At 67.5% G+C, this 22,869-nt stretch carries 26 protein-coding genes and 1 riboswitch; of the genes, 13 read left to right on the forward strand and 13 right to left on the reverse strand.

The features are described 5' to 3' along the window. The first annotated feature begins 52 nt into the window (after positions 1-52). Complete coding sequence (locus tag E3T29_RS08890; protein WP_134345117.1) at positions 53-811, forward strand: NUDIX hydrolase; 759 nt, start codon at positions 53-55, stop codon at positions 809-811. A gap of 5 nt (positions 812-816) precedes the next feature. Here the strand turns inward: E3T29_RS08890 and E3T29_RS20210 are convergent, their stop codons facing one another. Then, on the reverse strand, positions 817-1,977 hold the full coding sequence (locus E3T29_RS20210) for a hypothetical protein (protein WP_241987724.1): 1,161 nt from the start codon (positions 1,975-1,977) through the stop codon (positions 817-819). 41 nt (positions 1,978-2,018) lie between these two features. Then, positions 2,019-2,942, reverse strand: a complete 924-nt coding sequence (locus E3T29_RS08900; protein ID WP_241987725.1) for a hypothetical protein — start codon at positions 2,940-2,942, stop codon at positions 2,019-2,021. 220 nt (positions 2,943-3,162) lie between these two features. Between E3T29_RS08900 and E3T29_RS08905 the strand changes: the two genes are divergently transcribed. Beyond that, entirely contained in the window at positions 3,163-3,342 is a 180-nt protein-coding gene (locus E3T29_RS08905) for a hypothetical protein (RefSeq protein WP_134345118.1), read from the forward strand. 164 nt (positions 3,343-3,506) lie between these two features. Here E3T29_RS08905 and E3T29_RS08910 read toward each other — a convergent pair whose 3' ends face one another. The 3 genes from E3T29_RS08910 to E3T29_RS08920 all read right to left on the reverse strand — a co-directional run bounded on the left by E3T29_RS08910 (position 3,507) and on the right by E3T29_RS08920 (position 6,138). Beyond that, entirely contained in the window at positions 3,507-4,370 is an 864-nt protein-coding gene (locus tag E3T29_RS08910; RefSeq protein ID WP_134345119.1) for a universal stress protein, read from the reverse strand. Between the two features lie 125 nt (positions 4,371-4,495). Continuing rightward, positions 4,496-5,056 carry a flavodoxin domain-containing protein gene (locus E3T29_RS08915; RefSeq protein WP_134345120.1) on the reverse strand — a complete coding sequence of 187 codons (561 nt, stop codon included), beginning with the start codon at positions 5,054-5,056 and terminating at the stop codon, positions 4,496-4,498. 26 nt (positions 5,057-5,082) lie between these two features. Then, the gene (locus E3T29_RS08920) at positions 5,083-6,138 is read right to left on the reverse strand and encodes a zinc-dependent alcohol dehydrogenase family protein (protein ID WP_134345121.1); all 1,056 of its coding nucleotides are present in this window, start codon (positions 6,136-6,138) and stop codon (positions 5,083-5,085) included. Positions 6,139-6,394: 256 nt separating this feature from the next. On the opposite strand from E3T29_RS08920, the gene E3T29_RS08925 reads away from it, so the two are divergent. Both E3T29_RS08925 and E3T29_RS08930 read left to right on the forward strand, forming a co-directional pair. Then, positions 6,395-7,249: a universal stress protein gene (locus tag E3T29_RS08925; RefSeq protein WP_134345122.1), complete on the forward strand. Its 855-nt coding sequence runs from the start codon at positions 6,395-6,397 to the stop codon at positions 7,247-7,249. A gap of 63 nt (positions 7,250-7,312) precedes the next feature. After that, on the forward strand, positions 7,313-9,067 hold the full coding sequence (locus E3T29_RS08930; protein WP_134345123.1) for a GAF domain-containing sensor histidine kinase: 1,755 nt from the start codon (positions 7,313-7,315) through the stop codon (positions 9,065-9,067). Here E3T29_RS08930 and E3T29_RS08935 read toward each other — a convergent pair. Then, the gene (locus tag E3T29_RS08935; RefSeq protein ID WP_134345124.1) at positions 8,967-9,653 is read right to left on the reverse strand and encodes a response regulator transcription factor; all 687 of its coding nucleotides are present in this window, start codon (positions 9,651-9,653) and stop codon (positions 8,967-8,969) included. The two genes, E3T29_RS08930 and E3T29_RS08935, sit on opposite strands and share 101 nt — an antisense overlap. 93 nt (positions 9,654-9,746) lie before the next feature. After that, entirely contained in the window at positions 9,747-10,055 is a 309-nt protein-coding gene (locus E3T29_RS08940; RefSeq protein ID WP_104089193.1) for a metal-sensitive transcriptional regulator, read from the reverse strand. A 136-nt stretch (positions 10,056-10,191) separates the two neighbouring features. On the opposite strand from E3T29_RS08940, the gene E3T29_RS08945 reads away from it, so the two are divergent. From E3T29_RS08945 to E3T29_RS08965, 5 genes are all read left to right on the forward strand, one after another. Continuing rightward, entirely contained in the window at positions 10,192-10,413 is a 222-nt protein-coding gene (locus tag E3T29_RS08945) for a heavy-metal-associated domain-containing protein (RefSeq protein WP_134345125.1), read from the forward strand. Continuing rightward, positions 10,413-12,653: a cation-translocating P-type ATPase gene (locus E3T29_RS08950; protein ID WP_134345126.1), complete on the forward strand. Its 2,241-nt coding sequence runs from the start codon at positions 10,413-10,415 to the stop codon at positions 12,651-12,653. The genes E3T29_RS08945 and E3T29_RS08950 overlap by 1 nt, the downstream gene beginning before the upstream one ends. A 174-nt stretch (positions 12,654-12,827) precedes the next feature. Then, positions 12,828-14,492, forward strand: coding sequence for an FAD-dependent oxidoreductase (locus E3T29_RS08955; protein ID WP_134345169.1), 1,665 nt, complete (start codon positions 12,828-12,830; stop codon positions 14,490-14,492). Further along, complete coding sequence (locus E3T29_RS08960; RefSeq protein WP_134345127.1) at positions 14,489-14,791, forward strand: rhodanese-like domain-containing protein; 303 nt, start codon at positions 14,489-14,491, stop codon at positions 14,789-14,791. The genes E3T29_RS08955 and E3T29_RS08960 overlap by 4 nt, the downstream gene beginning before the upstream one ends. Position 14,792: 1 nt before the next feature. After that, on the forward strand, positions 14,793-15,083 hold the full coding sequence (locus E3T29_RS08965; protein ID WP_092340367.1) for a metal-sensitive transcriptional regulator: 291 nt from the start codon (positions 14,793-14,795) through the stop codon (positions 15,081-15,083). A gap of 228 nt (positions 15,084-15,311) precedes the next feature. Here E3T29_RS08965 and E3T29_RS08970 read toward each other — a convergent pair whose 3' ends face one another. From E3T29_RS08970 to arsB, 3 genes are read right to left on the reverse strand one after another with little or no spacing between them, the layout of a single operon-like run. Then, positions 15,312-15,950 carry an arsenate reductase ArsC gene (locus E3T29_RS08970; protein WP_134345128.1) on the reverse strand — a complete coding sequence of 213 codons (639 nt, stop codon included), beginning with the start codon at positions 15,948-15,950 and terminating at the stop codon, positions 15,312-15,314. A 2-nt stretch (positions 15,951-15,952) separates the two neighbouring features. Next, entirely contained in the window at positions 15,953-16,354 is a 402-nt protein-coding gene (locus tag E3T29_RS08975; RefSeq protein ID WP_134345129.1) for an arsenate reductase ArsC, read from the reverse strand. 16 nt (positions 16,355-16,370) lie between these two features. Next, positions 16,371-17,399: an ACR3 family arsenite efflux transporter gene (arsB, locus tag E3T29_RS08980; protein ID WP_241987734.1), complete on the reverse strand. Its 1,029-nt coding sequence runs from the start codon at positions 17,397-17,399 to the stop codon at positions 16,371-16,373. A 180-nt stretch (positions 17,400-17,579) separates the two neighbouring features. On the opposite strand from arsB, the gene E3T29_RS08985 reads away from it, so the two are divergent. The 4 genes from E3T29_RS08985 (at position 17,580) to crcB (ending at position 19,462) form a co-directional block, all read left to right on the forward strand. After that, positions 17,580-17,954, forward strand: a complete 375-nt coding sequence (locus tag E3T29_RS08985) for a helix-turn-helix transcriptional regulator (protein ID WP_233197461.1) — start codon at positions 17,580-17,582, stop codon at positions 17,952-17,954. A gap of 72 nt (positions 17,955-18,026) precedes the next feature. Continuing rightward, positions 18,027-18,527 carry a universal stress protein gene (locus tag E3T29_RS08990; RefSeq protein ID WP_241987726.1) on the forward strand — a complete coding sequence of 167 codons (501 nt, stop codon included), beginning with the start codon at positions 18,027-18,029 and terminating at the stop codon, positions 18,525-18,527. 9 nt (positions 18,528-18,536) lie between these two features. Further along, positions 18,537-18,606: riboswitch (Fluoride riboswitch) on the forward strand. Positions 18,607-18,647: 41 nt separating this feature from the next. Beyond that, positions 18,648-19,085: a CrcB family protein gene (locus E3T29_RS08995; protein ID WP_134345132.1), complete on the forward strand. Its 438-nt coding sequence runs from the start codon at positions 18,648-18,650 to the stop codon at positions 19,083-19,085. Then, the gene (crcB, locus tag E3T29_RS09000) at positions 19,082-19,462 is read left to right on the forward strand and encodes a fluoride efflux transporter CrcB (RefSeq protein ID WP_134345133.1); all 381 of its coding nucleotides are present in this window, start codon (positions 19,082-19,084) and stop codon (positions 19,460-19,462) included. The genes E3T29_RS08995 and crcB overlap by 4 nt, the downstream gene beginning before the upstream one ends. Positions 19,463-19,571: 109 nt before the next feature. Here crcB and E3T29_RS09005 read toward each other — a convergent pair whose 3' ends face one another. The 3 genes from E3T29_RS09005 to E3T29_RS09015 all read right to left on the reverse strand — a co-directional run bounded on the left by E3T29_RS09005 (position 19,572) and on the right by E3T29_RS09015 (position 22,829). Then, positions 19,572-20,453, reverse strand: coding sequence for a thioredoxin domain-containing protein (locus E3T29_RS09005; protein ID WP_241987727.1), 882 nt, complete (start codon positions 20,451-20,453; stop codon positions 19,572-19,574). A 172-nt stretch (positions 20,454-20,625) separates the two neighbouring features. Then, the gene (locus E3T29_RS09010) at positions 20,626-21,630 is read right to left on the reverse strand and encodes a sugar phosphate isomerase/epimerase (protein WP_134345135.1); all 1,005 of its coding nucleotides are present in this window, start codon (positions 21,628-21,630) and stop codon (positions 20,626-20,628) included. Between the two features lie 8 nt (positions 21,631-21,638). Beyond that, complete coding sequence (locus tag E3T29_RS09015) at positions 21,639-22,829, reverse strand: Gfo/Idh/MocA family protein (protein WP_241987728.1); 1,191 nt, start codon at positions 22,827-22,829, stop codon at positions 21,639-21,641. Positions 22,830-22,869: the final 40 nt, after the last annotated feature.

Here is a 22,869-nt window from a genome sequence, read left to right on the forward strand (position 1 = left end):
ACCGGGCGTTAGGGTGGATCACACTGCACGACCTGACACCAAAGGACCGGCGATGACGCACGATACCGAACCAGTTCCCCTGGGGGTCGCGGCGACCGTCGTTCTGTTGCGTGACAGCTCCGCCGGGCCGGAAGTGCTGCTGCTCGAACGCCCCCGTCACCGCGGGTCTTTCGCTGGGGCGTGGGTGTTTCCGGGCGGCGGCGTCGACCCGGGCGATCGACGGCAAGCGGATGCCGCAGCGCCAGCCGGCAGCGCCAGCCCCGCCGTGCAGGCTCCCGACCGCCGCTCGGCGGCTTGGGCCGAGATCGTCGAGCAACTCGCCGCCCGTCGGGCGGCCGTGCGCGAGGTGCGAGAGGAGACCGGGCTCGAGGTCGAGCCAGACTCTCTCGTGGCGACGGCGCTGTGGGTTCCGCCGTCGAGCGCCCCGAAGCGGCTGCGCACCTGGTTCTACGTCACGACGGCACCGCCCGGTTCCATCGCGCTCGCCGAAGACGAAGTCATCGACTACGCCTGGCTGCGGCCGGAAGCGGCGCTTCAGCGGCACGCAACCGCTGTGATGACCCTGGTCGCGCCGACCTGGGTGACCCTGCACGGGCTGCAAGGGTATGGGACGGTGGCCGAAATCGTGGCCAGTGCCGGGCAGCGCGGACTGGCGCACTACGAAACCCGGCTTGGCGCGAGCGAGCGCGGGCCGGCGCTGTTCTGGGCGGGGGACGTCGCCTACGCCGATGACGCGCTCGCTGAGCGGGATGGCGGGCGGCACCGTCTCGAAATCGGCCAGGTACCGTGGGTGTACAGCGTTCGGGAGTGACCTTCTCAGTACCAGTTGTTGGTCTCGGAGTGCGCCCAGGCGCCGCAGGGCGTGCCGTAGCGTGAGGCGATGTAGCCGAGGCCCCAGCTGATCTGAGTGGCCGGGTTGGTCTGCCAGTCATCGCCGGCCGAAGCCATCTTGCTTCCGGGCAGGGACTGCGGAATTCCGTACGCGCCGCTGCTGGCGTTGTAGGCGTTCACTCGCCAGCCGGACTCGCGCTGCCACAGGGAGACCAGGCAGGTCAGCTCGGCGTCGCCCCAGCCCCTGGCTGCCACCTGGGCCGCTGCAATGCGCTGGGCGCCGGGGCGGTCGACGGTACCGCCGGTCGGGGGAACGACCGGAACGACCGGAACGACCGGGCTGGTCGGGACACTGGGAACGGTCGGTTGCTCGCCCGCATCCCAGGCTCCGGCGTTTTCTGCGGCCTGCCGCTGTTGCTCTTCGTAGTCGTGCTGCGCGGTCACGCCGGTGCGGTACTGCCGTTCCACCTGCGCGGACGTGTTCTTGAGGGAGGCCAGCTGGGCATAGAGAACATCGCTGGACGCCTGCTTGCGGGCAACTTCGGCATCCGCTGACTGCTGCGCCGTCTCGGTAGCCGCCAGAGCTGACAGGGCCTCGTCGTGCAGGCGGTCGCGCTCCCGTGTCTTCATGTCGGTCTGAGCGGTGAGGGCTGCCGCCGCGTTGCGCTCGGTATCGGCCTGCTCGGTGACCAGGCCCGCCTGCTCCGTGAGCCGGGACATGGTGCCGAGCTGAAAGAGCAGGTCGTTGGCCTTCCCGCCATCGAAGAGGGCGCCCACGGCGAGGCTGCTGCCGCCGGAACGGTAGAGCTGGGCGCCGAGCACGCCGAGGCGCTCACCGCTCGCATCAGCCCGAGCGGATGCCGCATCCGCTTGGGCCGTCAGCACCGTTTGCTGGGTGGTCGCCTTCTCGAGCTCAGCCTGAGCCACCGCAGCGAGCGCGGTCTCGGTCACGGCCGTATCGCCGAGAGCGGCTGCGCGCGCCTGCAGGCCATCGATCGCGGACTCGATCCGTTTCACCTCGGCGGCCGTGGCGGCCTCGCTCGACCGGGCGGCGTCAACCTCGGCCCAGGTGGGGTAATCGTCGGCTGCCGACGCCGAGGGCGCTGCTGCAACGATCGACGCGAGGACAATTGCGAGGCAGGTCACTCGCGCCAGTCGCCGCAGACTTGGACCGCGCGCGAACTGACTCACGGTGTGGGGATCAGCGTCGGAACACGGCAGCCCTGGCCGCCGACATAGTTGAGGCAGTCGTCGAACAGTACTGAGAACGGTTCGAGGGTGGAGTCTCCGAACCAGGCGTTGTAGAACAGCCAGAAATTGAGGTTGCCGTAGGTCGAGCATCCGTCGCTTTCGTCGCCGGCCTTCGCGAGGGCGACCGGGTTGGGCTGGTACGGCGTGTAGTTGTACAGATTGGCGGTGGCCTGATTTTTGATGGCGACGGTGGAGGCGCCGCACTCGGTGTTGGGGTTGAAGCCCACGTCGACGCTGCCGATCTGGAACGCCCGGTCGGGCTCCTGGGTGTACTGCCGAAACTGCCAGGCCGCGTTGTAGACCTGGTTGAAGAAGCCGAAGTACTGGGCGTCGCAGTCCGCGGTGTCCGGGCAGGCGTAGCCGGTGGCGCGCAGATAACCGGATGCGCTGGGCCGGGTCAGCAGCGACTGCTCCTTCTGCAGCAGCACCAGCAAGACCTCTGGGCTGATCGTGCAGGCCGCCGCGATCTTCGCGATGATGCGGGAGGCCGATTCGTTCTCAGCGCCGGGATAGGGCAGGCAGTGCCCGTCGCCCTTGGCCGGCTGGCTGGTCGTCGTCTCGCGGTACTCCCAGAGGCACGGCACTCCGTCGCTCGGCCGGCAGGAGCGCGCCTCGAGAAAGTCCTGGATGCCGCTCTCGGTGAGGGCGTCCGGGTTGAAAAAGTTGTAGTCGCTGATGATGAGGCCGGGGCTGAAGGGCTCGGGGTCGATCGGTGTTGGGTCGGAGGCGTCCGGGGCGGTGGCAGCGGCGGCTGTGGCTGGCGGGGCCGGGATGGCGATGAGCGTCGCCGCGAGCCCGACGAGGGCCACTCCGGTCGCCAGAATGCGCAGGGAACGGCGGGGCAGCGCAAAGGAGCTCATATCAAAACCCTAACCGGGCTCGGCGGGCTTGTGGCACCTGCGGGAGCCGGGCATCCGCTCGTCGTGGCACTCCTCAGAGAACCGGGCACTCACTCCTACGGGTGCCGCCATCTCCAACGAGTGCCGCGAGCTCGCCCGGCGACTCCGACCGGCGCGACCCGGGCCATTCGCGGCCGGTCGGGGTACGGTGGCGACACCAAGCGTGAACCGTGGAGGCCCCATGACCATCAATCATCTTCTCGCCGTCGATGACCTGCCGGCGCACCTCGCCGAACTGCACGGTCGCGGGCTGGAACCGGGCGAGATCGTGCAGGCGAACAAGGGCGTGCAGCTCTCCACCATCGTCGACGCGGAGGGCAACACGATCACCTTCATCGGGCACTTTCGCGAGGTCTATTAGCCCTGTTTCTGCCTACGCGGGAGCTGCGCCGCTGCGCGCGAGGCGCAACTGGGGCGCACTGGCGCAAGTCCAGCGCGGCGCGAGGCGCGGGAGTACCGGCCAGGCCACAACTCCCGCGCACCGGCGCAAGTCCAGCGCAGCGAGCCGGAGAACCCGGCGACCGCTCACGCGGACGGCGCGGGGATGACCACCATGGGCGACTGGATGTTGAGCACGATCGAGTGGCTCACCGACCCGAGCAGCAGTTTCGAGATGCCCTTCTGCCCGTGATCACCAACGACGAGCAGCGCAGCCCCACGGGCCGCATCGAGCAGCGCCGATTGCGGGGCTCCCCGCACCAGTGAGGCCCGAATAACGAGCGACGGAAAGCGGCGAGCCACGGCCAGCAGCGATTCGTCGAGGATGCGCCGATGGGAGGTCTCGAGCGTCTGGAGGAACCAGGCGTCGGGTTCGGTCGTGTCGCGCCAGACCAGCGGTTCCTGCCAGGCGTGGATCGCGTACAGTTCTTGACCGGTGCGGTCGGCCTCCTCGGCGGCGAAGTCCACGGCGGCATTCGACGCGGCCGAACCGTCGACGCCGACAACGATGCCCGAGTGAGGTTTGTTGTCACCCTCCGGGATAATCGCGATCGGTCCGTTGGCCGAACCGGCCAGCCTGGCGCCCATCGACCATTCGTAGCGCAGGGTCGACCCGCGGCGGCGGTGCGTTCCGACCACGACGAGGGTATCGGCTCCGCTCAGGGCACGCAGTTCGGTGATCGGGTCGCCGGAGCGCAGATCGGCATGCACGGTGAGATCCGGGAATTTTGCGCTCACCCGGTCGGCGTCGTCCTTGAGCACCTCCCGGGCGCGCACCGTGGTGGATTCCTCGGTGAAGTAATCAGCCGATGACACGGTGCGATCGAGGATGCGCACCAGGTTGAGTTCGCCGTCGTTGCTTCTGGCGAGCGACCAATCGAGGGCTGCCCTGGCGGGTTCCGACCCGTCCCAGGCGACGACCGTCTGGCTCCGTGTGAGCGTGTGTGTCATGAGAAAATCCCTTCTTCGGGGCGGGCCACGAGCGGGAATGTCGTGTGAGCGTCACCAACGAGTGTTCTTCACGTTAGCCACCGGCGGCACCCCCGAGTAGGGCCTTAAGTCACATCCCGAGTGATTTACGCGGTGGTGATTGCGCCCGTAAACGGATGCTGGGGGCCCGGCGCCGACCGCTCCCGCAACATGGTGCCCCACGCCTCGGCGCGCCGCACCTCGCCCGGCACCAGCGCAATGCTCTTGCTCACCAGAAAACTCGTCGCGTCGGCGATGACGTCGGCACCGGCGGCGAGCAGGTTCTTGCTGATGCTCTTGGCGGCGCGCCCGGTCAGCAGGATCGGGCCCTCCTGCCGGGTGTCGAACGCCGCAGCGCGGCAGGCCAGCCCGTTCAGGGACGCGAGCCATTCGCGCACGCCGGAGCCGGCGGCATCCGCTTCGAGGTGCAGGGTGTGCTGGGGCGTGATGGCGGCGTCGATCGCGCCCTGACGGGTGCTCGGTCGGCTCATGCCGTGCACGTGGGTGGGGCCGCCGACCACGAGCAGGTCGACCTGCGACAGGTCAACGCCCGCGGCCTGATTCGTGGGCACGAGGATCACCTCGGCCGGGGCCAGGCCGCGCCCGATCGCCTCGGCGACGAGACGAGTGTTGCCGTACATCGATTCGTAGACGATCAGGGCGCGCATGAAACCTCCAGGCAGTGGGCGCGGAACTAGCGGGAAATGACGACCTTGAGGGCCTTGGTTTCGGCCGCGCGGCCGAAGGTGTCGTAGGCCTCGAGGAACTGGTCGAAGCTGAAGTGGTGCGTGACGAGTTTCTCGGCCGCCAGCTTCTTGCTCGCAACGAGCTTCAGCAGCATCTTCGTGGTGTTGGCGTTGACCAGGCCCATGCTGATGTTGATGTTTTGGATCCACAGGTTCTCCAGGTGCAGGTCGACGGGCTTGCCGTGCACGCCGACGTTGGCGACGTTGCCGCCGGGGCGCACGATCTCGGTGGCCATGGTGAAGGTCTGCGGTATGCCGACGGCCTCGATGGCGACGTCGACGCCGGCGCCGTCGGTGAGCGCGAGGACTTGTTCCTTCCAATCCGTCGCACCGGAGACGACCGTGTCGGTGGCGCCGAAGTCTCGGGCCCGTTCGAGGCGGTTTTCGTCGAGGTCGATGGCGATGATGCTCGCGGCGCCGTAGAGGCCGGCGGTGGCGATGGCGGCCAGTCCCACCGGGCCGGCGCCGATCACGGCGACGACATCGCCGGGCTTGACCCGGCCGTACTGCACGCCGATTTCAAAACCGGTCGGCAGAATGTCGCTGAGCATGACGCCCTGGTCGTCGCTGACGCCCTCGGGCAGCTTGTGCAGGGAGTTGTCGGCGTAAGGAACGCGCACGAACTCGGCTTGGGTGCCGTCGATGAGGTGGCCGAAGACCCAGCCGATGCCGGAGGCGCCCTCGTCGCCGAGGCAGTGCGAGTACAGCCCTTTGCTGCAATTGCTGCAGTGGCCGCAGCTCTTGATGCAGGAGATGATGACCCGGTCGCCGACCTTGAGGTTGCTCACCGCTGAGCCGACCTCGGTGATCGTGCCGACGCCCTCGTGGCCGAGGATGCGCCCGACCGTGACGGCGGGCACATCGCCCTTGAGAATATGCAGGTCGGTGCCGCAGATCGTGGTGGTGTCCACGCGCACGATGGCATCCATCGAACTGTGCAGCTTCGGGTCGGGAACGTCGGTCCAGCTCTTTCGACCGGGACCGCCATAAACCAATGCCTTCACGGGTATCTCCTTGATTCTTAGAATGTGGGCGGGCAGAAGGCCCGTCAGAACTACGTTAAGACCGGCGGGCCGAGGTCGGCTAGGGCCGAAAGTCCCGCCCTGTGCGGCCACAGATTGGGCACCTAATCGGGACTTCCGGCCCTACTTGTTGCAACCCGTTGCTGACAGGATGGGGGTGAGGCGATGGGGCATCAGCTCCGCGCTCGTGGCGGGGGACTCCACTGCTGCGACCTGTGATCAAGAACGAGGTAGAGCAATGAACCGGATGATTGTGGTTGGCATCGACGATTCGGCCGCCGGCGAGACCGCCCTCGCGTGGGCCATGGCCCGCGCTGAGAACGTCAAGAGCCCGGTGACGCTCATGCACACCGTGTACGAAACCTGGCTGGCCGATGGCTACGGCTACTACGACTCCATCCTCGACGCCGAGAAGAAGCTGCTCACCGAAGCCGGCGCCCGCGCCGTGGCCCTCGCCCCCGGCGTCACCACCCACACCGAACTGCGCACCGGCAGCGCACCGCGCGTGCTGAGCGAACTCTCGAAGGACGCCGACCTGGTCGTCGTCGGAACCGACCAGAAGGGCCGGGTCGAGGGCGAACTGTTCGGCAGCGTGAGCCTGCAGATCGCCGCGCTGGCAACCTGCCCCGTCGCCGTGATTCCCTCGCTGCCCGAGACCGAGAGAACCGGCGTCTACGTCGGCGTCGACGGCTCGGCCGACTCGCTGACCGCCGTGGCGTTCGCCGCCGCCGAGGCCGACCGCACCGGCCAGGAACTGTACGCGCTCTACGCAGTGCACCTGCCGAATCGTCGCGTTCTGCGCAGCATTCCGGCCGACGCCGTGACCGAGCGCATGGAAGAGGAGCGCGTTGTGCTCGCCGAGTCCGTCGCCGGTCTGACCACGCAGTACCCTGACCTCGTGGTGCACCAGGTTCTGGAGACCGACGAATCGCCGGCCCGCGCACTCGTTGCCGCGGCGCAGCACGCCCAGTTGCTCGTCGTCGGCAGTCGCGGCCGGGGCTCGCTGCAGCGCCTGCTCATGGGTTCGGTCAGCCACGAAGTGCTGCTGCACATCTCCTGCCCGACAATTGTTACCAGAACCACCCATAAGTAGCCTCATGCACCCGAAATCATGCCAAAGTTAGACCACCGGATGGCATGAGGGTGGGGGACGACGATGACGGATCAGACCGCCGCCGAACTTGCCCTCACCCAGGATCGCATGCGCGGTCTGCTCGACGCAGTCGTCTCGGTGGCTGAAGACCTCAGCCTCGAAGCCGTGCTCGAACGCGTCGTCACCGCGGCCTGCCAGCTCGTGCAGGCCCGCTACGGCGCGCTCGGCGTGATCGGCGATGGCCAGGCGCTCAGCCACTTCGTCACCGTGGGCTTCGACGAAGAGACCGTGCGCCAGATTGGCGCGCTACCCACCGGACACGGCGTGCTCGGCCTGCTCATTCGAGAACCGCACCCCATTCGCCTGCACGACCTGCACGATCACCCCGACTCCTTCGGCTTTCCCGCCCACCATCCGCCAATGAAGTCGTTCCTCGGGGTTCCAGTGCGGGTGCGCGACACGGTCTTCGGTAACCTCTACCTCACCGAGAAAGAGGGCGGCGGGGACTTCACCGACGAAGACCAGACCCTGGCCGTGGCGCTCGCCGCGGCCGCCGGCGTCACGATCGAGAACGCCCGACTCTACGACGAGGCCCGTGCTCGCTCTCGCTGGCTCGAAGCGGTCGCCGCGATGGGCCGCGACCTGCTGCGACCGGTCGACGGTGAAGACAACGGCCTCGACCTCGTCGTTCAGCGAGTACTCGATGCTTCCGGTGCCGAACTGGCCGTGATCGGTTTTCCCACCGACGACAGCCTGTACTGTGCGGCTGCGGCCGGCACGGATGGCACGACTGCGGCGGGACTGCTCGGCACGACCGTGCTGTTGCAACCCGGTGTGCTGGCCGAGCTGCAGGCCACCGGCCGCTCCGCCACGCTCGCCACTGCGCCCCTCCAGATAGCGGATGCCGCGACCGGCTCGGCCGCCCAGTGGTCGCACCTGGGGTCCACCCTCATTGCCGCCCTGGGGCCGGCCGGCGACGGGCAGGGCGTGATTCTGCTGTCGCGCGCACCGGCATCCGCTCGATACAGCGTCACCGATGTGGAGATGAGCGCGGTCTTCGGCACGCAGGTGTCACTCGCGCTCGAACTGGCCTCCGTGCACCGCATGCGCGAAGAGCAGGCCGTGCTCGGCGACCGCGACCGCATCGCCCGCGACCTGCACGACCTGGTCATTCAGCGGCTGTTCGCCGCCGGGCTGAGCATGCAGAGCCTGCGGCGGTTCACCAACGATTCCGTAGCGCTCGACCGCATCAACGCCGTCACGAACGAGCTCGATGACACCATTCGGGAACTGCGCGACACGATCTATTCGCTGCGCGGCATGGCGCAAGACACCGGCACGCTCAGCAGTCGCATTCTGGCCGTGATCAAGGAGGGGGCGGCGAGCCTGCCGTATGCGCCGCGCATCCGTTTGTCCGGGCCGATCGATGCGCCGCTCGCCGATGACCTCGCCAGCAGCCTGCTCGCCGTGATCTCGGAGGGCCTCAGTAATGCTGCGCGGCATTCGCAGGCGAGCATGATCGACATTTCGGTCGATGCCCAAGACGACCGCATCAAGCTCGTCATCGCCGACAACGGTTGTGGTTTCAGTAAACCCACCCGGCGCAGCGGCCTGGACAACCTCAAACAAAGAGCGGCGCTGCTCGGCGGCAAATTCTCGGTGCGCAGCGCCCCCGGCGAGGGCACCCGGCTGCGCTGGTCTGCGCCGGTGCCGGAGATTACCGTTGGTGTTCGTCTCCACGTTTCGCAACGTACACGGCAGCCTGGGTTCGGCGCTGAAAATCCAGCTTCGCCAGCATCGACGACACGTAATTCTTGACCGTTTTCTCGGCCAGGAACATGGTCTGACCGATTTCACGGTTGGTCAGTCCCTCGCCGATCAGGTCGAGCACCTTGCGCTCCTGCGCGGTGAGCGACGCGAGACGGGCGTCTAGCGGGTCGGCCAGGCCGGTGATGATGCCCGCCTTGACCGCTGGGTCGAACAGCGACTCACCGGCGGCCGCGCGACGGATCTTGTCGAGCAGGTCGGTGCTGCGAATTTCCTTCAGTACGTAGCCTGCCGCACCGGCCAGCACGGCGCCACGTAAGGCCTGCTCGTCGTCGTAACTCGTGAGAATGAGGCACTGCAGGGCCGGATTGACCGAGCGTACGTCGCGACACACCTCGATGCCGGTGCCGTCGGGCAGGCGGGCGTCGAGAATGGCCACGTCGGGGCGCAGCTTCGGGATCAGCACGGTGGCTTCCGCCGCCAAACCGGTGTCGGCGACGACGTCGAAGCCCTCGCCCTCGAGGAGCTCACGCAGGCCCCGGCGCACCAGTTCGTGGTCGTCGAGAATGAAAACGCGGATCGGAACGGCGAATGATGCCTCGGTCGTCGTCTGGGGCGCGCTGTGCGGCAGGTTCATGGTGGTCCTTCCCGAATGGGCACGCTGGCTCTATATGTATTAACAGTGTCGCGCGCGGCGCAGCCCGGCGACTAGGGCCAAAGGTCCGGTCCTTTAGGAGCGAACCAGCCGAGCGATGGCCGCGGATGCCTCCTGCAGCTTGGCCTCGGCTTCGGTGCCGCCGGCCATGGCCGCGTGCAATACGCAGTGGTTGAGGTGGTCATCGAGCAGGCCGAGAGCGACCGATTCGAGGGCGCTCGTCATGGCCGAAATTTGCGTGAGAATGTCGATACAGTACTTGTCGTCGGTGACCATGCTCTGCAGGCCGCGGGCCTGACCCTCGATGCGGCGCAGGCGCTTGAGGTAGGCGTCCTTGTTGGAGATATAGCCGTGCGGGCCGTCGTGGCTCTCTGACTCGGTCATGACATTGTCCTCTGCGTCGTTCGTGAACCCCATGCGTAACTGTACCCCCTCGGGGTATAGTAGGGGTAAAGGTACCCCCAAGGGGTATATTCGAATGAATACCCATTCGGGGGTAGAAAACAGTTAGGAATTTTCGATGAGCACCACGACCGCCTACAGCGTTGATGGAATGACCTGCGGCCACTGCGTCGCCAGCGTGACCGAAGAGATTACAGCTCTCGCGGGCGCCGAGAACGTTACGGTCGACCTCGTCAAGGGCGGTACCTCGCAGGTCACCGTCACGAGCGCCGCCCCGCTGGACCGCGCCCTGGTTGCCGCGGCCGTCGAGGAGGCGGGCTACCAACTGGTAGCCGCCTGATGTCTGCCGATGTGGGCCAGCAAGTTGATCTGCTCGTTGGGGGCATGACCTGCACCTCGTGTGCGTCCCGCATCGAGAAGAAACTCAACCGGATGCCCGGGGTCGAAGCCAGCGTCAACTACGCCACCGAAAAGGCGAGCGTTTTCGTGCCGGCCGGCACGAGTGTCGACGATGCCATCAAGACCATCGAAGCCACGGGTTACACGGCAGTGCAGCCGGCTCCGGTCACCGTGACCCCCGCCGCGGCCGCCGTCGACCCTGAGCTTGCGTCGCTGCGGCAGCGGCTGTTAATCTCCGCCGCGCTGACCCTGCCGGTCGCCGCCCTGTCGATGATTCCCGTGCTGCAGTTCACGAACTGGCAGTGGCTGGCCCTGACTCTCGCGGCCCCGGTCGCCATCTGGGGTGCCTGGCCGTTCCATCGCGCCGCCTGGGTGAACGCCCGGCACGGCGCCGCCACCATGGACACCCTGGTCAGCGTCGGCGTGCTCGCCGCCTTGGGCTGGTCGCTCTACGCCCTGTTCTTCGGCATGGCCGGCATGCCGGGCATGACCATGAGTTTCACCTTCTCGGCTACCCCGGGGGCCGGCACCCACGAGATCTACCTGGAGGTGGCATCCGCTGTCACCGTGTTTATTCTGGCCGGTCGGTACGCGGAAGCGCGGGCCAAGCGCAACTCCGGCGCAGCCCTCGCGGCGCTGCTCGAGCTCGGTGCGAAGGAGACTACGCTGTGGCGCGATGGTGTGGAGAGTCGAATCAGCACCGCGTTGCTCGCGGTCGGCGACCAGTTCGTAGTGCGGCCGGGTGAGAAGGTCGCGACCGACGGGGTGATCGTTGATGGCGCGAGCGCTATCGATGCGAGCCTGCTCACCGGCGAATCCGTACCGATCGAGGTCGGACCGGGCGACAGTGTTGTGGGCGCCACGCTGAACTCCGGCGGGCGACTCGTCGTGCAAGCCACGAAGGTGGGTGCCGACACTGAGCTGGCCCACATCGGCCGGCTGGTGGAGCAGGCGCAGACCGGCAAGGCCGAGGTACAGCGCCTGGCCGACCGGGTCTCCGGCGTGTTCGTGCCGATCGTGATCCTCCTCGCGCTGGCGACCCTGGCCGGCTGGCTGCTGGTCGGCGCCGGCGCCGCGATGGCGTTCACCGCGGCCGTCGCGACCCTGATCATTGCTTGCCCGTGTGCGCTCGGGCTGGCCACGCCGACCGCACTGCTGGTGGGAACCGGGCGCGGCGCGCAGCTCGGTATTCTGATCAAGGGGCCGCAGGTTCTGGAATCCACGCGCCGGGTCGACACGATCGTTCTCGACAAGACCGGCACGGTCACCACCGGGCGCATGACGCTGTCGACCGCAGATATGCACGAGTGCGGCTCTGAAGATGAGCTGCTGGGGCTGGCCGGGGCCGCGGAAAGCGGGTCGGAGCATCCGATCGCGCGGGCGATCACGGCCGGCGCTGTATCGCGCCTGGGCGCGGTGCCGGCTGCGTCGGAGTTTCTGTCGGAGCAGGGCCTGGGCGTGCAGGCGCTGGTTGACGGACGCCTGGTGCTGGTTGGACGGCCCGTCTGGCTGGTCGAACGATGGGGGCTGGTGGTGCCGATCGAGATGCAGGCCGTGATGGGAACGGCCGAGGCGCTCGGCAAGACGGCCGTCATGGTGGCGTGGGAGGGCAAGGTGCGCGGCGTGCTCACCGTCGCCGACACCCTCAAGCCCACGAGCGCTGCGGCGATCGCACGTTTTCGTGCCCTCGGGCTGACGCCGATGCTCGTGACCGGTGACAATCTCGCCGCGGCGCAGAGCGTGGCCGCTCTCGTCGGAATTACCGACGTGACCGCCGGGGTGCTGCCGGCCGACAAGGCGCGGGTAATCGCTTCTTTGCAGGCGCAGGGGCACGTGGTCGCGATGGTCGGGGACGGCGTGAACGATGCGGTCGCGCTCGCCACCGCCGACCTCGGCATTGCCATGGGGTCGGGCACCGACGTGGCCATCGAGGCGAGCGACTTGACGCTCATGCGCAGCGACCTGCTCGCCGCAGCGGATGCGATACGGCTGGCCCGCCGCACCCTCACGACGATCAAGGCCAACCTGTTCTGGGCCTTCGCCTACAACGTCGCGGCGATTCCGCTCGCAATGGCCGGGCTGCTGAACCCCCTGATCGCCGGGGCCGCGATGGCCCTGTCGTCGATCTTCGTGGTGACGAACAGCCTGCGCCTGCGCGGTTTCCGAGCCCAACCCGCTTGAGCATTTTGTGGACGGGGCCCAGGCCCCGTCCACGGGCCCAGTTTATAGACTGGGCCCGTGTTCATAAGGTGGGCCCGGGCAAGCGGCTGCGGCCGCGCGGCCCTCACCGATGCCTGCTCCGCCCGCAGGTTTGTGCGCGCATACCCCTCGGGTATCCTTGACCCGGAGGCACACGTGAAAATCATCATTGTAGGCGGAGTTGCGGGCGGAATGTCGGCGGCGACCAGGTTGCGCCGACTCGACGAGAGCGCCGAGATCATCGTGTTCGAGCGCGGCCATTACGTGTCGTTCGCGAACTGCGGGCTGCCGTATTTCGTGGGGGGAATCATTCGGGATCGCGGTGACCTGCTGCTGCAGACCCCCGAATCCCTTGGGGCACGCTTCGCACTCGACGTGCGTGTCGACACCGAGGTCGTGCAGATCGACCGCAAAGCCCAGACCGTCGCGGTGCGCGACCTGCTGACCGATGAAACGAGCGTCGAACACTACGACCGGCTCGTGCTCGCGGCCGGCGCTTCGGCCATGTCCAACGCATCTGAAGACAGCACCGTCCCCACGCACACCCTGCGCACGGTCGATGACGTCGATCACATCACCGCGGTGCTGGCGAGCGTCGCAGCGGCATCCGCTGTGGTGATCGGCGGCGGATTCATCGGCCTCGAAGCCGTCGAAAACCTCGTGCACCGTGGCGTGCACGTGACCCTCGTGCAGCGCGGGCCGCAGATCTTCACCCCGCTCGATCCCGAGATGGCCGCTCCCGTACTCGATCGCCTGCGTGAGCGCGGTGTCGACGTGCGCCTGAACGCCACGGTCACCGGAACGTCGGCCCTCGGCATCATGCTCAGCGACGGCAGCACCGTGCCCGCCGACCTCGTGATCGACGCGAGCGGCGTGCGCCCCGACGTTACCCTGGCCGCGCAGGCCGGCCTCCGCATCGGCGAGAGCGGCGGCATCTGGGTCGACGGCACCCAGGCCACGAGCGACCCGCACATCTTCGCGGTCGGCGACGGCGTCGAGAAAACGGATGCCGTCAGCGGCTCCGGCACGCTCGTCACCATGGCGGGCCTCGCGAACCGACACGGCCGCTCCGTGGCCGACAGCATCGCAGGCACCCCCGGGCAGGCTGCCCCGGCGCTCGGTACGTCGATCGTGGCCATCTTCGGTCTCACCGTGGCCCTGGTCGGCTGGAACGAGAAACGTCTCATAGCCGCCGGGCGTACCCACCGCATCGTGCACACGCACCCCGCCAACCACGCCGGCTATTTTCCCGGCGCGGAGGGGATGTCCATCAAGCTGCTCATCGACGCCGAATCCGACGCCATCCTCGGCGCCCAGATCGTGGGCGGCTCCGGGGTGGACAAGCGTATCGACGTACTGGCGGTCGCGATGGCGGCGGGGCTGAGCGCATCCGCTTTGACGCGCCTCGAACTGGCCTATGCGCCGCAATATGCCTCCGCAAAAGACCCGATCAACCAGCTCGGCTATGTCGCGTCGAACCTCGCCGAGGGCACGAGCGTGAACCTGCAGTGGCACGAGCTGGAGGAGGCTCGTTCGAACGGCGCCGTGCTCGTCGACGTGCGGTCGGCCGGCGAATTCGCGGCCGGCAGCATTCCGGGCGCGCTCAACGTGTCGCTCGACGACCTGCGCGCCAGGCTCGACGAGCTGCCACGCGTGCCTCTGATCGTGCACTGCCAAGTGGGCCAGCGCGGGCATACCGCCGCGCGCATTCTCACCCAGAACGGATTCGACGTGCGCAATCTTGACGGCGGCTATCGCACCTGGCTGGCCGGAACGTCTAGCCTTGTTGTTTCCCCCATTGCTGAAAGGGTCCTCGTATGAAAGAGATCACCGTCACCGAGCTGAACGCGCTCACCGAACCCGTCGTCATCGACGTGCGCGAACCGTGGGAGTACGAAGCCGCCCACGTGCCCGGCGTCGTGCACATTCCGATGGGCGAGGTTGTCGAGCGAATCGGTGAGATCCCAGCGGATGTCCCGGTGCACGTCATCTGCGCCCTCGGCGGTCGCAGCGCCCAGGTCGCCGAGTATCTGGCGGCCCACGGCCATGACGCCGTGAACATCGCCGGCGGCACGACGGCCTGGCAGCAGGCCGGGCTTCCCACCGAGCAGGGGGCCTGAGGTGGCGATCTCGTCGGTGACCGATGACACGGCGGCCAGGGCCGCTGAGCAGAAGAAGATCCTCAACCGGTTGCGCCGGGCGCAGGGGCAGCTGACGGCGGTGATCGCCGCCGTCGAGGGCGGCGGCAACTGCCGCGACGTCGTCACGCAGCTCGCCGCCGTGTCGAGCGCGCTCGACAAGGCCGGCTTCGTCATCGTGTCGACCGCGATGCGCGACTGCATCGCAAATCCCGACAACGAGAACTCAATGACGGTGCCCGAGCTCGAGAAGCTGTTCCTGACGCTCGCGTAGCGGGGCGGGCCTCCGTTTCGCCACGTTTGCGCATGTGTCGCGCCGCCCGTTCGCCGCGTCAGCAGAACGGATGCCGCGGGCGCGCCCCGCAAACGCGCCGCGACCACCGGGCCCACGTTATAGCCCCGGGCCCAGTTTATAAACTGGGCCCGGGGACGGGGCCTGGGCCCCGTCCGGGTGGGGCGGCATCCATTCGCCGGGCCCACCTGGCCCCGACCGCAGGGTGGGTCAGGCGACGGGCGTCACGCCGAGGCCGGCGAGCATTTCGATGACATGTGCCTTGATCTGGTCGCGGATGCGCCGCACCTCCTCGATCGGCTGGCCGGCCGGGTCGACGAGTTCCCAGTCGACGTAGCGTTTGCCCGGGTAGATCGGGCAGGCGTCGCCGCAGCCCATGGTAATGACGACGTCCGCTGCCTGCACGACGTCGTCGGTGAGCGGCTTGGGGAACGCCTCGTCCAGCGACAGGTTGAGTTCGGCCATAACCGCCACCATGGTGGGGTTCAGCGCGGAGGAGGGCATCGATCCGGCCGAACGCACGTGCACCGAGCCGCCCGACAAAGCGTTGGTGAACACCGCGGCCATCTGTGACCGGCCAGCATTCTGCTCGCAGACGAACAATACCTCGGGAACCGAACGGTCGATCGCACCCTTGGCCTGGGCCAGCGCGGTGAGGCGCTCCCGGGCAAAGTGCGCGGTGCGGGTCGTCAGGTGCGCCTTCACGCTCGACGTGCGCAGCAGCCCGGTATAGCTCTCGAGCACGTAGCGCTCAACGGTCTCGGCACCGAAGACTCCGTGAAACTGCTCAGCGAGATCGGCGGCGAGGCGTCGCAGCGACTCCTCGGGATAGGTCAGGCCGGGCAGCATTGTCAGGCGACCGGCAGAATCTCGGCCAGGAGTACCTCGATGCGCGCCTTGATCTCATCGCGAATGGGGCGCACACTCTCGATGCCCTGGCCGGCCGGGTCGGCCAGCTCCCAGTCCTCATACCGCTTGCCCGGAAAGATCGGACAGGCGTCGCCGCAGCCCATGGTGATGACGACGTCGGCCTGCTTGACCGCCTCGGTCGTGAGAATCTTCGGCACGTTGTGCGCGATATCGATGCCCTCTTCGGCCATCGCCGCGATCGCGACCGGGTTGATCTGGTCCTTCGGCTCGGAGCCGGCCGAGAACACGTCGACGCGTCCCTGCGCGAGCGCGGTCAGATAGCCGGCGGCCATCTGCGAGCGGCCGGCGTTGTGCACGCAGACGAAGAGTACGGAGGGTTTCATTGGGGTCTTCTTTCGTTTAGACGAGAGTGGATGCCGCGGCGGGCGTCGGCGGCGCGGCCGCCGGCATCCGCTCGGGAAACAGTCGGGGCTTGAGCCAGAGCGCCACGTAGACCAGGGCGACCAATGCAGGAACCTCGATCAGCGGACCGACGATGCCGGCCAGGGCCTGGCCGCTGAGCGCGCCGAAGGTGCCGATCGCGACGGCGATGGCGAGCTCGAAGTTGTTGCCGGCGGCGGTGAAGGCGAGCGTCGTGGTGCGCTCGTAGCTCAGGCGCAGCAGGCGTCCGGTGACGAAGCCGACCAGGAACATGACCGCGAAGTAGACCAGCATCGGCAGCGCGATGCGGGCGACGTCGCCGGGGTGGTCGATGACCTGCTGCCCCTGCAGGGCGAACAGCATCACGATCGTGAACAGCAGCCCCCAGAGCGCGAACGGGCCGACCCGGGGCAGAAAACGCGCCTCGTACCAGTCGCGGCCGCGGCGGGCCTCGCCGATGCGGCGCGACAAATACCCGGCCAGCAGCGGAATTCCCAGGAATATCAGCACGCTCGCGGTGATCGCCCAGATCGAGAACTCGGCGCTCGTCGTGGGCAGGCCGAGCCAGGCCGGAAGCACTTGCAGGTAGAACCAGCCGAGCGCGCCGAACGCGACGACCTGGAACACCGAGTTCACGGCCACGAGAAAGGCGGCGGCTTCGCGGTCGCCGCAGGCCAGGTCGTTCCAGATCAGCACCATGGCGATGCAGCGGGCGAGCCCGACGATGATCAGGCCGGTGCGGTATTCCGGCAGGTCGGGCAGAAAGATCCAGGCCAGGGCGAACATGAGCGCCGGCCCGACCAGCCAGTTCAGAAGCAGGGAGGAGACCAGCAGGCGCTTGTCGGAGGCGACGGCACGGGCATCCGTGTAGCGAACCTTGGCCAGCACCGGGTACATCATGATGAGCAGCCCGATGGCGATCGGCACGCTGATCGACCCGATCGTGAAGGCGTGCAGCAGCTCGCCGACGGCGGGAACGTACAGGGCCAGCAGTAGGCCGAGGGCCATGGCGGCGAGGATCCAGACCGGCAGCAGCCGGTCGATCGCGCCGAGTCGGGTGGGGGCTGGGGCGGTGCTGCTCACGAATCTCCAATTCTTGGACAGCGATTCGCGGTAACATTGATCGTTGTCGATGTCTACGCTAGAACACTTCATCGACCGATGTCAATCTAAGGAGAGTGTGTTCACGTGTCGTTTACCCAGACCCTGCCACTGACCGACATTTCTCGCCGTTCAACCGACGAAGCGGATGCCTGCTCCTCACCCCAGGCGCGCGCGACCCTCGCCCCCGACCACGCCGACGCCCTGGCCCGCTCGCTCAAAGCCCTCGCCGACCCGGCCCGGCTGCGCATTATCTCGATCGTCTCGGCCCACACCGACCAGGAAGCCTGCGTCTGCGATCTGACCGACCAGCTGACCCTGAGCCAGCCCACCATCTCACACCACCTCAAGGTACTCGTTGAGGCTGGCTTCCTGGCCCGCGCCAAACGAGGCACCTGGTCGTACTACAGCCTGGTACCCGGCTCGCTGAACTCCGTCGCCGGAGTGCTCGCGGCCGTCTGACGCCCGGCGCCACTATCCCTATGGCGGCAACGCGGCCAAGCTGGTACCGGAAGCCCTTGAAAGGAGCCGATCGTGAGCACCTACGTGATTGTTGGAGTCACACCCGGCCAGCCCGACGCGGTCGTGCTCGAGGCCGCCGCCTTCGCGGACCGGTTTCACGCCGAGCTGGTCTGCGCCACGGTCGAGCCCGGCCGCTATGTGGTCGATGAGTTCGCCGACGGCAGCATCCTGTCGCTGCCGGTCGACCCCGACCTGCTCGATCTGGACGACGAGGGCTTTCCGGTTGCCCTGCGAGCCCACCTGACGACGCTGCTCGACGGCCGCAGCCTGACCTGGTCGACCAGGGCGGTCGCGGGTGACCCGGCCCGCGCCCTGGCCCACCTCGCTGACACGCTGGATGCCGCAATGATCGTGGTCGGCACCCGCGAGCGGGGCGTGCGAGCCAGCGTGCAGGAATTCTTCGGCGGCTCCGTGGCCGTGCACCTCGCGCACCGGCAGCACCGACCCGTCGTGGTCATTCCCCTGGCTCCGGTGGCCTTTCGCGACGAACTGCCGTGGGAGTCCACCGATTAGGGCGTGTATTCTGGCCACGGCGATGGATCCCGCCCGAGCATCCGCTCAAACTGCCTGCGCTGATGGTTCCTACTGAGTGCAACAGGTAGGTGAACCATCGCCACGATCACGCCAGGAGCCGTGCACCTGAACTGGCGCTACCTTGGTCTCGTCTTTCTCGGCGGAACCGTGGGCACCGCCCTGCGTGAAGCGCTTGGGCTAATGCTGCCGCCGGTCGACCGCGACGGCGCCCACCTGCCGCTGACCACTCTCGGCATCAACCTGTTCGGAGCCCTGCTGCTCGGGCTACTGCTCGAAGCGCTCGTGCGCCTCGGCCACGACGCCGGCGGCCGCCGCACCGCGCGCCTGCTGCTCGGCACCGGCTTGCTCGGCGGATTCACGACCTACAGCGCCCTCGCCACCGACAGCGCTCTGCTCCTTCACGGCGGCGCCATCGGACTGGCGATCGTTTATGCGCTCGGCACGGTTCTGCTCGGCGGCCTCGCGACCTGGCTCGGAATCGTGCTGGGCGCGGCACTGCACCGGCGCGGTGAGTCCTCTCGGGGGGAAAACGGATGACCCCGCTCCTGTTCTTAGGCATCGCTGCGGCCGGCGGCGTGGGCGCGTCCGCACGCCTGTTTCTGGACGGCTTCGTGCGCACCCGTCTGGGCGGCGCGTTTCCGTATGGAACCACGATCATCAACGTGAGCGGCTCGCTGCTGCTCGGCCTCGTCACCGGCCTCGCCATGAACCTCCTGCTCACGCCGGAGTGGAGCCTGGTGCTCGGCGTCGGCCTGCTCGGCGGCTACACGACATTCAGCACGGCCAGTTTCGAGACCGTGCGGCTGGCCCAGGCGCACCGGTATCTGGCCGCACTGGTGAATGGAGTCGGTATGCTCGCGGCATCTGTTCTGGCGGCCGCGCTCGGGCTCTGGGCCGGGCTCGCTCTCGGCTAAGGGCTAAAGCCCCGCCGCGGCATCGGGCCCATGTTCCGTCCACGGGCCAAGTTTATAAACTGGGCCCGTGGACGGGGCCCGGGCCCCGTGCAGAGTGGAAGCGGGCGGGCTACTCGCCTGCCGCGGCGGTCGTCTGCGCGGTCACGAAGGCCTCGAAGGCGGCGGCATCGGTGAAGGAACCGGTGTAGCTGACACCGTTCACGAGCACGGTGGGCGTTCCCTTGACCTTCTCGATGTCCGAGTTGGGGATGGGGCCGTTGAGCGCGCGCTGGGTTGAGGCGTCGACCCAGTCGGCGTAGGTCTGATCCTTGATGCAGCTGGCAACGTCGGTGGAGGTCACCCCGGCGCCTTCAACGAGGGTGGTCAGTTCGGCATCCGTGAGGCCGGTGGAGTTCTCGGTGGGCTGGTCGGCGAACATGGCCGAGTTGAAGGCCAGAAAGTTGTTGGGGTCGTAGTCGGCTACACAGGCGGCCGCGTTGGCAGCCCGGGTGGAATACTTCGTGCCCGATGAGGCGCGGTCAAGAATCGAGATCGGGTGGATCTCGACCGATGCATTCCCGGCGGTGACCCAGTTCGTGATCTGTTCGCCATTGGTGGTCTCGAAGTTGCCGCAGATGGGGCAGAGGTAGTCGACGTACATCACGATGTTCGCCGTGTCGGTCAGGGCGCTCTGGTCGGTCGCAACCGGATCGGCGTCGGCGGCGAGGGGGGTCGAGGTGGCCGCGGAGACGGTGGTTCCGTCGCTGCCGAGCAGAATTCCATCGCTGGCCATGTTGGCCGGCCCCTGCGCCGCCGGCGCGGTGACGTTGTTCACGATAACGAGGGTCACGATGGCGACCACGGCGAGCAAGCCGATGCCGATGCCGCCGCGCAGAAAGAGGCGACGGCGCTTGTCCCGCTTGACCTGCTCGGCGCGCATCAGCCTGGCGTGTTCGCGGGCCTCCTCGCGGCGGTCTTTCTTGGGCGGACGGGCCTGGCCGGAAGTGCTCATGCGGGAGTTCACCATTCGTTCGTCGCTGTGCTGCCGGAGCAGCCGTTGCCTACGACGTTAGCGCTCCCGCCTAACGGCCAGGTTCATGCTGGCTGAAAGGCGGCTGGGAGCCGGCCCTGACGGCCCGAATGGGGGGGGCAGTAACAAACGGATGCCCGGCGCACGCGAGCGGTCATCGGCGCGTACTGAACGCCGCATCGAAGGCATCGGTCGGTGCGTCGAAGGCGAGCGACCGCACGAAGGAGAGCGCTTCGGGAGCGCCGACCAGGCGGTCCATTCCGGCATCCTCCCATTCCACCGAGAGCGGGCCGTCGTAGCCGATCGTGTTGAGCATGCGAAAGCTGTCTTCCCAAGGCACGTCCCCGTGACCGGTGGAGATAAAGTCCCAGCCGCGGCGCGGGTCGGCCCAGGCCAGCAGCGAGCCGAGTCGGCCGTTGCGGCCGTTAGACATCCGCTTCTTGGTGTCTTTGCAGTCCACGTGATAAATGCGATCGCGAAAGTCCCAGAGAAAACTGACCGGGTCGAGATCCTGCCAGATGAAGTGGCTTGGGTCCCAGTTGAGGCCGAAGGCGGGGCGGTGAGCAATGGCGTCGAGGGCGCGCTGGGTGGTCCAATAGTCGAAGGCGATCTCACTCGGGTGCACCTCGTGGGCGAACCGCACGCCGACCTCGTCGAACACGTCGAGAATCGGGTTCCACCGGTCAGCGAAATCCTGGTATCCGGCGTCGATGAGCTCCTGCGACACCGGCGGGAACATGGCCACGTACTTCCAGATCGACGAGCCGGTGAAGCCGATGACCGTCTTCACGCCGAGTTTCGCAGCGAGGCGCGCGGTATTCTTCATCTCCTCGGCGGCGCGCTGGCGCACACCCTCCGGGTCGCCGTCGCCCCAGACCGAATCCGGCAAGATGTCGCGGTGACGCTGGTCGATCGGGTCGTCACAGACGGCCTGCCCCTTGAGATGGTTAGAGATTGCCCACACTTTCAGGTTGTACTTCTCGAGCACGGCGAGCTTGCCGGCGACATAGTCGGCGTCGTCCCAACGATTCGGGTCGAGGTGGTCCCCCCAGCAGGCGATCTCAAGCCCGTCGTAGCCCCAGCCGGCGGCGAGCCTGGCCACATCTTCGAAGGGAAGGTCGGCCCACTGGCCGGTGAACAGGGTGATCGGGCGGGTCATGAGTTCTCCTAGTTCTGTGCTGCGAGTACGGGGGCGAGGGTGGATGTCCAGGCGCTTCCATTGTCGGAGCTGGCCTCGACTGCGGCGAGCACCTGCTGCACCTGAAGGCCGTCGGCGAACGACGGGGTCGGCTGCGCGCCGGCCGCTATAGCTTCGACAAAATCTCGGGCCTGATGGGTGAAGCCGTGTTCGTAGCCGAGCGTGTGCCCGGGCGGCCACCAGGCGGCCAAATACGGATGCTGCGGCTCGGTCACCAGAATTTTGGTGAAGCCTTGCTGCCCGCTCGCGGCATTCCCGTCGAAGAAGCTCAGCGCGTTGAGGTCTTCCAAATCGAAAGAAATCGCGCCCTCGGAGCCGGCGACCTCGATGCGGAACGCGTTTTTGCGGCCGGTGCTGAAGCGGGTGGCCTCGAAACTTCCGAGGGCGCCGCCCTCGAAACGCCCGGTGAACAGGGCAACGTCGTCGACGGTTACGGCGCCGCGCTCGGTCGTTGCGGTGCCGGAGAGGCCCTGCTTCGTGCCGAGTAGCGGGCGTTCATTGACGAGGGTTTCGAGCGTGCCCGACACGCTGGTCAGGCGCTGGCCGGTGATGAACTGGGCCAGATCGATGGCGTGGGCACCGATGTCGCCGAGCGCCCCTGAGCCAGCGAGCTCCTTCTGCAGCCGCCAGGTGAGTGGGGACTGCGGGTCGACCAGCCAGTCCTGCAGGTAGTTCACCCGCACCTGGCGAATCTTTCCGATTTTGCCGGCGGCGACGAAGTCGCGGGCGAGCGTGGCGGCGGGAACACGACGGTAGGTGAACCCGACCATGGCATAGACGCCACGAGCGAAGGCGCGGGTGGCGGCATTCGTCATCGCCTCGGCCTCGGCGACCGTGTTTGCGAGCGGTTTTTCACAGAGTACGTGTTTGCCGGCGTCGAGGGCGGCGATCGCTATCTCGGCGTGCGACGTGCCAGGGGTGACGATGTCGATCACGTCGATATCCGGCCGGTCGATCACCGCCCGCCAGTCGGTGGACGACTCGGCCCAGCCCCAGCGTGTGGCGGCCTCCGCGGCTTTAGCGTCGTCGCGCCCCACGAGAATACTCATCTTGGGCTGCACGGCCAGGTCAAAAAAGCGCGGGGCGACGCGCCAGCCCTGGGAGTGCGCGGCGCCCATGAACCCGTGGCCGATCATTGCGACGCGAAGCGGTGCGCTCATGTGAAGACTCTTCCTGTAGATGGTTACGGGGAGCAAGACT

Source organism: Cryobacterium sp. TMT1-66-1 (assembly GCF_004403435.1).
In the GTDB taxonomy this organism is placed as follows: domain Bacteria; phylum Actinomycetota; class Actinomycetes; order Actinomycetales; family Microbacteriaceae; genus Cryobacterium; species Cryobacterium flavum.

Bases quoted from the DNA above. Each gene is read 5' to 3' on its own strand.
- E3T29_RS08890 (WP_134345117.1), top strand. From the start codon at position 53: ATGACGCACGATACCGAACCAGTTCCCCTGGGGGTCGCGGCGACCGTC.
- E3T29_RS08900 (WP_241987725.1), bottom strand. From the start codon at position 2,942: ATGAGCTCCTTTGCGCTGCCCCGCCGTTCCCTGCGCATTCTGGCGACC.
- E3T29_RS08905 (WP_134345118.1), top strand. From the start codon at position 3,163: ATGACCATCAATCATCTTCTCGCCGTCGATGACCTGCCGGCGCACCTC.
- E3T29_RS08910 (WP_134345119.1), bottom strand. From the start codon at position 4,370: ATGACACACACGCTCACACGGAGCCAGACGGTCGTCGCCTGGGACGGG.
- E3T29_RS08915 (WP_134345120.1), bottom strand. From the start codon at position 5,056: ATGCGCGCCCTGATCGTCTACGAATCGATGTACGGCAACACTCGTCTC.
- E3T29_RS08925 (WP_134345122.1), top strand. From the start codon at position 6,395: ATGAACCGGATGATTGTGGTTGGCATCGACGATTCGGCCGCCGGCGAG.
- E3T29_RS08930 (WP_134345123.1), top strand. From the start codon at position 7,313: ATGACGGATCAGACCGCCGCCGAACTTGCCCTCACCCAGGATCGCATG.
- E3T29_RS08935 (WP_134345124.1), bottom strand. From the start codon at position 9,653: ATGAACCTGCCGCACAGCGCGCCCCAGACGACGACCGAGGCATCATTC.
- E3T29_RS08940 (WP_104089193.1), bottom strand. From the start codon at position 10,055: ATGACCGAGTCAGAGAGCCACGACGGCCCGCACGGCTATATCTCCAAC.
- E3T29_RS08945 (WP_134345125.1), top strand. From the start codon at position 10,192: ATGAGCACCACGACCGCCTACAGCGTTGATGGAATGACCTGCGGCCAC.
- E3T29_RS08950 (WP_134345126.1), top strand. From the start codon at position 10,413: ATGTCTGCCGATGTGGGCCAGCAAGTTGATCTGCTCGTTGGGGGCATG.
- E3T29_RS08960 (WP_134345127.1), top strand. From the start codon at position 14,489: ATGAAAGAGATCACCGTCACCGAGCTGAACGCGCTCACCGAACCCGTC.
- E3T29_RS08970 (WP_134345128.1), bottom strand. From the start codon at position 15,950: ATGCTGCCCGGCCTGACCTATCCCGAGGAGTCGCTGCGACGCCTCGCC.
- E3T29_RS08975 (WP_134345129.1), bottom strand. From the start codon at position 16,354: ATGAAACCCTCCGTACTCTTCGTCTGCGTGCACAACGCCGGCCGCTCG.
- arsB (WP_241987734.1), bottom strand. From the start codon at position 17,399: ATGGCCCTCGGCCTACTGCTGGCCCTGTACGTTCCCGCCGTCGGCGAG.
- crcB (WP_134345133.1), top strand. From the start codon at position 19,082: ATGACCCCGCTCCTGTTCTTAGGCATCGCTGCGGCCGGCGGCGTGGGC.
- E3T29_RS09005 (WP_241987727.1), bottom strand. From the start codon at position 20,453: ATGAGCACTTCCGGCCAGGCCCGTCCGCCCAAGAAAGACCGCCGCGAG.
- E3T29_RS09010 (WP_134345135.1), bottom strand. From the start codon at position 21,630: ATGACCCGCCCGATCACCCTGTTCACCGGCCAGTGGGCCGACCTTCCC.
- E3T29_RS09015 (WP_241987728.1), bottom strand. From the start codon at position 22,829: ATGAGCGCACCGCTTCGCGTCGCAATGATCGGCCACGGGTTCATGGGC.